Source organism: Microbacterium sp. C448 (assembly GCF_000582705.2).
Taxonomy (GTDB): Bacteria; Actinomycetota; Actinomycetes; order Actinomycetales; family Microbacteriaceae; genus Microbacterium; species Microbacterium lacus_A.
In genome coordinates this window covers 1-7995 of the sequence record NZ_HG779829.1, presented here as the reverse complement: position 1 = coordinate 7995, position 7995 = coordinate 1, and the positions used below count along the sequence as shown (strand labels likewise).

Annotated in this window: 9 protein-coding genes; all 9 read right to left on the bottom strand. The window is 67.0% G+C overall.

Annotated elements, in window-relative coordinates:
- On the bottom strand, window positions 1–1892 hold a 1892-nt coding region (pheT, locus tag MIC448_RS15750), incomplete at its 3' end, for a phenylalanine--tRNA ligase subunit beta (RefSeq protein ID WP_036301895.1).
- Window positions 1892–2932: a phenylalanine--tRNA ligase subunit alpha gene (gene pheS / locus MIC448_RS15745; protein ID WP_036301893.1), complete on the bottom strand. Its 1041-nt coding sequence runs from the start codon at window positions 2930–2932 to the stop codon at window positions 1892–1894. The genes pheT and pheS, both read right to left, overlap by 1 nt.
- A gap of 42 nt (window positions 2933–2974) precedes the next feature.
- Complete coding sequence (locus MIC448_RS15740) at window positions 2975–3898, bottom strand: amino acid ABC transporter permease (protein ID WP_036301891.1); 924 nt, start codon at window positions 3896–3898, stop codon at window positions 2975–2977.
- Window positions 3895–4542: an amino acid ABC transporter permease gene (locus MIC448_RS15735; protein WP_036301889.1), complete on the bottom strand. Its 648-nt coding sequence runs from the start codon at window positions 4540–4542 to the stop codon at window positions 3895–3897. The genes MIC448_RS15740 and MIC448_RS15735 overlap by 4 nt, the downstream gene beginning before the upstream one ends.
- A gap of 72 nt (window positions 4543–4614) precedes the next feature.
- Window positions 4615–5478: a glutamate ABC transporter substrate-binding protein gene (locus MIC448_RS15730; protein WP_036301887.1), complete on the bottom strand. Its 864-nt coding sequence runs from the start codon at window positions 5476–5478 to the stop codon at window positions 4615–4617.
- A gap of 92 nt (window positions 5479–5570) precedes the next feature.
- Window positions 5571–6362: an amino acid ABC transporter ATP-binding protein gene (locus MIC448_RS15725; protein WP_243420057.1), complete on the bottom strand. Its 792-nt coding sequence runs from the start codon at window positions 6360–6362 to the stop codon at window positions 5571–5573.
- 83 nt (window positions 6363–6445) lie between these two features.
- The gene (locus MIC448_RS15720) at window positions 6446–7258 is read right to left on the bottom strand and encodes an RNA methyltransferase (RefSeq protein WP_036301885.1); all 813 of its coding nucleotides are present in this window, start codon (window positions 7256–7258) and stop codon (window positions 6446–6448) included.
- Window positions 7259–7348: 90 nt separating this feature from the next.
- The gene (gene rplT / locus MIC448_RS15715) at window positions 7349–7735 is read right to left on the bottom strand and encodes a 50S ribosomal protein L20 (RefSeq protein WP_036301883.1); all 387 of its coding nucleotides are present in this window, start codon (window positions 7733–7735) and stop codon (window positions 7349–7351) included.
- 31 nt (window positions 7736–7766) lie between these two features.
- The gene (rpmI, locus tag MIC448_RS15710; RefSeq protein ID WP_036301881.1) at window positions 7767–7961 is read right to left on the bottom strand and encodes a 50S ribosomal protein L35; all 195 of its coding nucleotides are present in this window, start codon (window positions 7959–7961) and stop codon (window positions 7767–7769) included.
- Window positions 7962–7995: the final 34 nt, after the last annotated feature.

Below are 7995 nucleotides of genomic sequence, written 5' to 3'. Positions count from 1 at the left end.
GCGTTCAGCTCGGCCAGCACGTCGTCGCTCGGACGCTCGGCGAGCGGCGGCACGAACGACGTGCCGTACTCGACCCCGGGTTCGGGCACGAACACGCTGCCCGTCTCGAAGATCGTCAGGTCCGTCAGGCCGCGCGAGAGGTTGCGATGCGCGGCCTGCAGCAGCGCAGGCACGAGCGAACGGCGCAGGAAAGACGCCTGGCCGTCGAGAGGGTTCGCGAGCTTGATGCTCGGCAGGTGCTCGCCGGATGCCGAGCCGTGCAGGTCGTTCAGGGCCTCGGTCGTGAACGGGAACGACGGGGTCTCGACGAAGCCGGCCGCGGCGAGCGCGTTCGCGACACGACGACGGCCCTGCTGAGCCTCGGTCAGACCGCGGCCCGACGGCGGGGTCGGCAGCACCGACGGGATCTGGTCGTACCCCTCGATGCGCGCGACCTCTTCGGCGAGCGTCCATTTGTCGGTCAGGTCCGGGCGCCACGTCGGCGGCGTCACGACGTCGTCCGACTCGCGTTCCCGAACGTCGCACCCGATCATCTCGAGCGCCGCGCGAATCTGTTCCGGGGCGTACTCCACACCGATGACGGAGGACACGAACCCGCGCGGCAGTTCGATGCCGGGGGTCGAGTAGGCATGCATCAGCGCCCCGCCCGCACGGGTGTCGGTCCCGCCCGCGAGTTCGACCATCAGTTCGGCAACCCGCGCCGCCGCAACGAACGGGATCGCGGGGTCGACACCGCGCTCGAAGCGGCGGGATGCCTCGGACGGCAGCTTGTGACGTCGGGCCGTGCGCGCGATCGAGACCGTGTCGAACGTCGCCGCCTCGATCAAGACGTTGCGCGTGGCATCCGTCATCTCGGTCGTACCGCCGCCCATCACGCCGGCGAGCCCGATCGGGCCCGACTCGTCGGTGATCAGCAGGTCTTCCGGGCTGAGGTCGCGCACCTTGCCGTCGAGCGTCTCGAGCTTCTCGCCCACGGTCGCGCGGCGCACCGTGATGCCGCCCTGCAGCCTGTCGAGGTCGTACCCGTGGATCGGCTGACCGAGCTCGAGCATGACATAGTTCGTGATGTCGATCAGGATGCCGAGCGAGCGGATGCCCGCGAGCGTGAGCCGCGCGATCATCCACGGCGGCGTGGGCCGGGTCGGGTCGACGTCGCGCACGATGCGGGCGACGAATTCGGATGCGCCGACGCGGCCGCGGATCGGGGCGTCGTCGACGACCGCGACGGAGAAGGCGCTCTCGTCGGTCAGGTTGACCTCGCCCCACACCTTCGCGCCCGGGTCTCGGAAGGCCGCGCCGGTCGAGTGCGAGTACTCGCGAGCGACGCCACGGATCGACAGCGCGTATCCGCGGTCGGGCGTGACGTTGATCTCGACCGCGACGTCGTCGAGCCCGAGCAGCGCGATCGCGTCGGTCCCGACGGGGGCGTCGATGCCCAGTTCGGCCAGGCGCAGGATGCCGGCGTGCTCGTCGCCGAGACCCAGCTCGCGCGCCGAGGCGATCATGCCGTCCGACACATGACCGTAGGTCTTGCGCGCGGCGATCGGGAACGGCCCGGGCAGCACGGCGCCGGGCAGGGTCACGACGACCTTGTCACCGACGAAGAAGTTGCCGGCGCCGCAGACGATGCCGTGCACCGCCGGACCGCCGTCCGCGGCGGTCTCGCCCTCCGGCGCGACCTGCACCTGACACCAGCGGATCGTCTTGCCGTTCGACTGCGGCTCCTCTTCGAACGAGAGCACCTCGCCGACGACGACGGGACCCGTCACCTCGAACCGATGGACGTCCTCCTCTTCGAACCCGACGCGCACGAGAGCTTCGAGCACGTCCTCGGGCGACGCATCCGTCGGCACATCGACGTACTCACGCAACCACGACAGCGGAACGCGCATCAGACCACCATCCCGAACTGCTCGCTGAAGCGGACATCGCCTTCGGCCATGTCGCGCATGTCCTGCACGTCGCTGCGGAACATCAGCGTCCGCTCGATGCCCATCCCGAACGCGAAGCCCGAGTACACCTCGGGGTCGATGCCCGCGGCCCGGAGGACGTTGGGGTTGACCATTCCGCAGCCGCCCCACTCGATCCAGCGTGCACCGCCCTTGAATGTCGGGTGCCAGAGGTCGAGTTCGGCCGAGGGCTCGGTGAACGGGAAGTAGTTGGCGCGGAAGCGGGTCTTCGCCTCGGGCCCGAACAGAACGCGCGCGGCGTGGTCGAGCGTGCCCTTGAGATGCGCCATCGTGATGCCCTTGTCGATCACGAGCCCCTCGAACTGCGTGAAGACGGGCAGGTGCGTCGAGTCGAACTCGTCGGTGCGGTAGACCCGGCCCGGGCAGAGCACGTAGATCGGGATGTCGCGCTCGAGCATCGAGCGGACCTGCACGGGGCTCGTGTGCGTGCGCATCACGAGGTGACGGTCGACCGGGTCGACGAAGAAGGTGTCCTGCATCTGACGTGCCGGGTGGTCGACGTCGAAGTTGAGCGCGTCGAAGTTGAACCACTCGTGCTCGAGCTCGGGTCCCTCGGCGATCTCCCACCCCATGCCGACGAAGATGTCGCTGACCTGGTCCTGCAGCAGGGTGAGCGGATGCCTCGCGCCCACGCGCGTCCGGGACGCCACAGCGGTGATGTCGATCCGCTCCGCCTCGAGCCGGGCGGCCGTCTCGGCCTCGACCAGCTCTTCCTCGCGCGCGGCGAGCGCCTGCGACACGCGCCCACGCGCCTGGCCCATGAGCTTGCCGAACTCGGCCTTCTGCTCTTTGGGCACGTCGCGCAGGCGGGCGTTCAGTCGCGCGAGGGGCGAACCCTCCCCCGCGTGCGCCGCACGCGCGGCCTTGAGCTCTGCGGTGTTCGTCGCGGCGGCAACGGCTGCGAGGGCCGCCGATGCCGCGGATTCGACCGCCTCGGGCGTGATCTCAGGAGTGTCAGACACGAGAGGCGAGTCTACCGGGGCCGGATGCCTGGGCCCCGCCGCTTATGTGCCCGTCGCGGTCCGCGCTATCCCCGAAGCCTGCGCCATCAGGATCGCCTGATCCGGGTCGATCGGCTTGCCCCCGCCGCCCTTCTTGCCGCGCGTTCCGCCGCTGGCGGTCCGGCGCGACAGCCACCGAGCGAACCATGACAGCGTCAGGTTGATGGCGAGATAGATCGCGAGCGTGACCGCGAAGAGCGAAAACAGGTAGCGGTTGCCGTAGAAACTGGCGAGCTGATTCATCGTCGTTCGGATCAGCTCGTTGTAGCCCACGATGTAGCCGAGGGAGGTGTCCTTCAACAGGACGACGAGCTGCGCGACGATGATGGGCAGCATCTGGCGGAAAGCTTGGGGGAACTCCACGAGCATCTTCGACTGGAATTCGCGCATGCCGACCGACAGAGCGGCCTCGCGTTGGCCGCGCGGCAGGGCGACGAGTCCCGCCCGCAGCGCCTCGCCGATGAGCGTTCCGTTGTACAGGACCAGGGCGATCACGACCGCCCAGAAGGCACCCGTGGAGGCCACGAGCAGGATGAACAGCATCATCAGCAGGACGGGCATGCCGCGGAAGAACTCGATGAATACGGCGGTCGGGATGCGCACCCACGCAATGGTCGAACTGCGCATGAGCGAGAGCACGATGCCGAGCACCATCGCGCCCACGGCCGCGACACCCGCGGCTCGCAGCGTAGCGAGGACGCCCTGGCCGATGAAGCCCCAGACAACCGGGTCGGTGAAGATGTCCCATCGCGTCGGCGCGAACATTCCGGGGACGGTCACGCCGCCGGATTCGCGCGGCAGCGCCAGGATGATCCCGCCCCAGACGAGGAGCCCGGCGACGACGATCAGGCCGATGACGGACGCGATGCGGGACGTTCGACGTGCGCGGGGACCGGGTGCGTCGAAGAGAACGCTCGGAGCACTCATCGGCCCATCACCACTCTCTTTTCGAGTTGACCGGCGAAGAGGCCCAAGGGGACCGTCACGACCAGGTAAAGCGCCGCGGTGAGGAGGAGGATCGGGATGACGATGTTTCCGTTTGCATTGGCGAGCTCGCGAGTGGATGCGAAGAGTTCGGCCACGAAGAATCCGCCCGCCACCGAGGTGTTCTTGGTGAGGGCGATGAAGACGTTGATGAGGGGAGGGATCGTCATCCGGAATGCCTGCGGAAGAACGACCAGCGTGACGGTCTGACCGAAGCCCAGACCGATGCTGCGTGCCGCCTCGGCCTGGCCGACTGGCACACCGTTGATCCCCGAGCGCAATGCTTCGGCGACGAAGGGCGATGTGTAGTACGTGAGGGCGAAGATCGCCAGCACCACGTAGGGAAGCCGGACCCCGAGGAACGGCACGATGAATGCAAAGAAGAAGAAGACAAGAGTCAGCGGGGTGTTGCGCGCGATCTCGGTCCAGACCGCCCCGAAGACCCGCAGGGAACCGACCGGCGAGATACGCATCGCTGCGATGACGGTTCCGATGACGAGGGCCAGAACGCCGGAGACGGCGAGGAGCAGCAGGGTGACCCGGAAGCCTTCCCAGAACACCGGCATGAGCGAGGCGAGTTGCTCCACGCGATCTCCATTCCTTTCAGGGGGACGGATGCCCCGGGCGCAGAATCTCTGCAGCCCGAGGCATCCGATCGATCAGTAGCGGTCGACCGCGGGCGGGTCGACGAACGGCAGGATCGTTCCCGCCGTGGCGTCCCACGCGTCCTGGTAGCGGCCGTCTTCGTACGCCGCCTCCAGCACGTCGTTGATCCACATGCGGAAGTCGGTGTCGTCGAGCGCCAGGCCGATGCCGTACGGCTCGTCCGTGAACGGCTCGCCGACGACCTTGAACTCGCCCTCGTTCTGCGCGGCAAGACCCGCGAGAATCACGTTGTCCGTGGACACGGCCACGACGGCACCGCTGCGCAGCGGCTCGAGGCAGTTCGAGTAGGTGTCGGTGAGCAACACCTCGGCGCCGAGCGCCTCCAGGTTCGCGGCGGGGGTCGATCCCGTTACGGAGCAGACGGGCTGCCCGACGAGGTCGTCTTCGCTTTCGATGTCCTCGTTGTCGGCCAGGGTCAGGATCGACTGGCCGGCCATGTAGTACGGCCCCGCGAACGAGACGACCTCCTTGCGGGTGTCGTTGATCGTGTAGGTGGCGATGACGAGGTCGACTTCACCGTTCTCGATGAAAGGCTCGCGGTTTGCAGAAACCGCTTCCTTCCACTCGATGTCCTCCGCCGCGATGCCCAGCTCGGCGGCGATGATCTTGCCGATCTCGACGTCGAAACCTTCCGGCTCGTTGGTCGGTCCCATGAGACCGAAGAGCGGCTGGTCGAACTTCGTACCGATCGTGATGGTGCCCGCCTCAGCGAGCTCGGCCATCGTGGTGCCGGCTTCGAACGTGGGTGATTCCTCGGGCTCGACCGAGGTCTCGCCGCCGCTGCCGCCGGCGCATGCCGAGAGCGCGAGCGCTCCGACTGCTGCGAGGCCGATGAGGGAAAGTCGTGAGCGTTTCATGTCCTACCTGTCCTTTGCTGTGGGGGTCGCGGGTTGGCGACCTGTTGTGTAGGGCCCCGGCCGCGGTGGCGGCCAAGTATTTTCCGGTGCGCTCAGTGCTCGAGGATCTTCGAGAGGAAGTCCTGTGCCCGTTCGCTCTGGGGATTGGTGAAGAAGTTTTCGGGGGTCGCCTCTTCGACGATGGCTCCATCAGCCATGAAGAGCACACGGTCGGCGGCCTTCCGCGCGAATCCCATCTCGTGTGTGACGACGATCATGGTCATGCCGTCCGCAGCGAGGCCGATCATCACGTCGAGCACCTCGTTGATCATCTCGGGGTCGAGCGCACTGGTCGGCTCGTCCATCAGGATGACCTTCGGGTTCATCGCGAGAGAGCGGGCAATTGCGACACGCTGCTGTTGTCCGCCGGACAGCTGGTTCGGCATCTTCGACGCCTGGTTTGCGACGCCGACACGATCGAGCAGCTTCATCGCCATCTCGTCGGCGGCCTTCTTCTTCATGCCACGGACTTTGATGGGCCCGAGCGTGACGTTCTCGAGAACCGTCTTGTGGGCGAAGAGATTGAAGGACTGGAACACCATGCCGACGTCCGCCCGGAGCTTCGCGAGACCCGCGCCCTCCTCTGGCAGCTTCGCGCCGTCGATCGTGATGACACCCGAGTCGATCGTCTCGAGGCGATTGATCGCACGGCAGAGCGTCGACTTCCCGCTGCCCGAGGGACCGATCACGACGACGACCTCGCCCCTGTTGACGACGGTCGTGATGTCGCGCAGGACGTGTAGTTCGCCGAAATGCTTGTCGACGTGCTCGATCACAACAAGCGGCTCACCTCGTCGTGCGGAGATGTTCGACGTCTTCGGCTGTGCGTCGCTCTGGCTGACCATGAAGCTCACCCTACGCACGGGTCAGAAGAACCGACGTGCCGATGACACGACCTTTACCGGACCGTAACAGGCGGTGAAGTGCCTCAGCGCGAATCAGAGGAACGTTGGGCGAACGCACTCTCGTAGAGGCATACGCTCGCCGCGGTCGCGAGATTCAGCGACTCCGCGCGGCCATAGATGGGCAGTCTCAGGGCCAGATCGGCGAGCGTGAGCGCCGAATCCTCGAGACCGCGTGCTTCATTCCCGAAGAGCCATGCGGTCGGCTCGGCAAGGATCCCCTGGTCGCGAGCCTTGAGCAGATCGTCGCCCTTCACATCGGCGGCGATGACCCGCAGACCCGCGCCGCGCGCCAGCTCGAGCGCCTCCGCGAGGTCGGTCGTCAGCGCGATGGGGAGGTGAAACAGGGAACCGGTGGTCGCGCGCACGACCTTGGGGTTGTAGGGATCGACCGTGCGGCCGGTCAACACGACGGCATCAGCACCCGCGGCATCCGCTGCCCGAATGATCGTGCCGAGGTTGCCGGGGTCGCGAACCTCTTCGCACACGGCGATGAGGCGCGGGGATGCCCCGAAAATCTCGCGGATCGAAACCGGGAACTGCCGGGCGACGGCGACGACCCCCTGCGGCGTGACGGTATCGGCCATCGCGTCGAGGACGGCCTCGGTCGTGTATTCGACCTCGACACCGGCGGCGGCAGCGAGCTCACGTAGTTCCCCGTGCCGCTCGATAGCCGTCGGGGTCGCGAAGAACTCGACGATTGCCTCGGGCCGATAGGTCAGAGCCTCGCGAACGGCCTGCGGACCCTCGAGCAGAAACAGCCCCGTCTCGTGACGGGCGCTTCGTTTGGTCAGTTTTGCGACGGCGCGCACGCGCGGCGAGCGCGGGTTCTCGAGCACGTGCACAGTCTAGGGCGCCGCGGTGTAGCGCCCGTGAACGCCGAAGGCCCCGCCCTCGAGAGAGAGCGGGGCCTTCGAACAAACAGGTGCTTACGCGGATGCCTTCGGCGCCGACGTGTCGGCAGGCAGAGCGGCCTTGGCCGTGGCGACGAGCGACGCGAACGTGGCGGGCTCGTTGACCGCGAGCTCGGCGAGCATGCGACGGTCGACCTGCACACCCGCGAGGCCGAGGCCCTGGATGAAGCGGTTGTACGTCAGGCCGTTCTGGCGGGACGCGGCGTTGATGCGCTGGATCCACAGGCGACGGAAGTCGCCCTTGCGCTTGCGACGGTCACGGTACGCGTAGACCAGGGAGTGGGTGACCTGCTCCTTGGCCTTGCGGTACAGGCGCGAACGCTGTCCGCGGTAACCGGAGGCGCGCTCGAGGATGACGCGACGCTTCTTGTGGGCGTTTACTGCCCGCTTGACTCTAGCCATTTGTCTTGTTTCCTATCCTGATTCGGCGCGCTCAGCGACCGAGAAGCTTCTTGGCGACCTTGGTGTCGGCCTTGGACAGGACCTGGTCCTGGTTCAGGCGACGCGTGCGACGGCTCGACTTGCCCTCGAGGTTGTGGCGCATACCTGCCTGCTGCTTCTTGAGCTTTCCGCTACCGGTGATCTTGAAGCGCTTCTTGGCACCCGAGTGGGTCTTCTGCTTCGGCATCTCGTTTTCCTTTGCTGAGGCCCCGGAGGGCGTC

What these genes read in the sequence shown, in the direction of transcription:
- MIC448_RS15725 (WP_243420057.1), bottom strand. Translation starts at nt 6,362, where the DNA reads ATGGTCAGCCAGAGCGACGCACAGCCGAAGACGTCGAACATCTCCGCA.
- rplT (WP_036301883.1), bottom strand. Translation starts at nt 7,735, where the DNA reads ATGGCTAGAGTCAAGCGGGCAGTAAACGCCCACAAGAAGCGTCGCGTC.
- rpmI (WP_036301881.1), bottom strand. Translation starts at nt 7,961, where the DNA reads ATGCCGAAGCAGAAGACCCACTCGGGTGCCAAGAAGCGCTTCAAGATC.
- MIC448_RS15730 (WP_036301887.1), bottom strand. Translation starts at nt 5,478, where the DNA reads ATGAAACGCTCACGACTTTCCCTCATCGGCCTCGCAGCAGTCGGAGCG.
- MIC448_RS15740 (WP_036301891.1), bottom strand. Translation starts at nt 3,898, where the DNA reads ATGAGTGCTCCGAGCGTTCTCTTCGACGCACCCGGTCCCCGCGCACGT.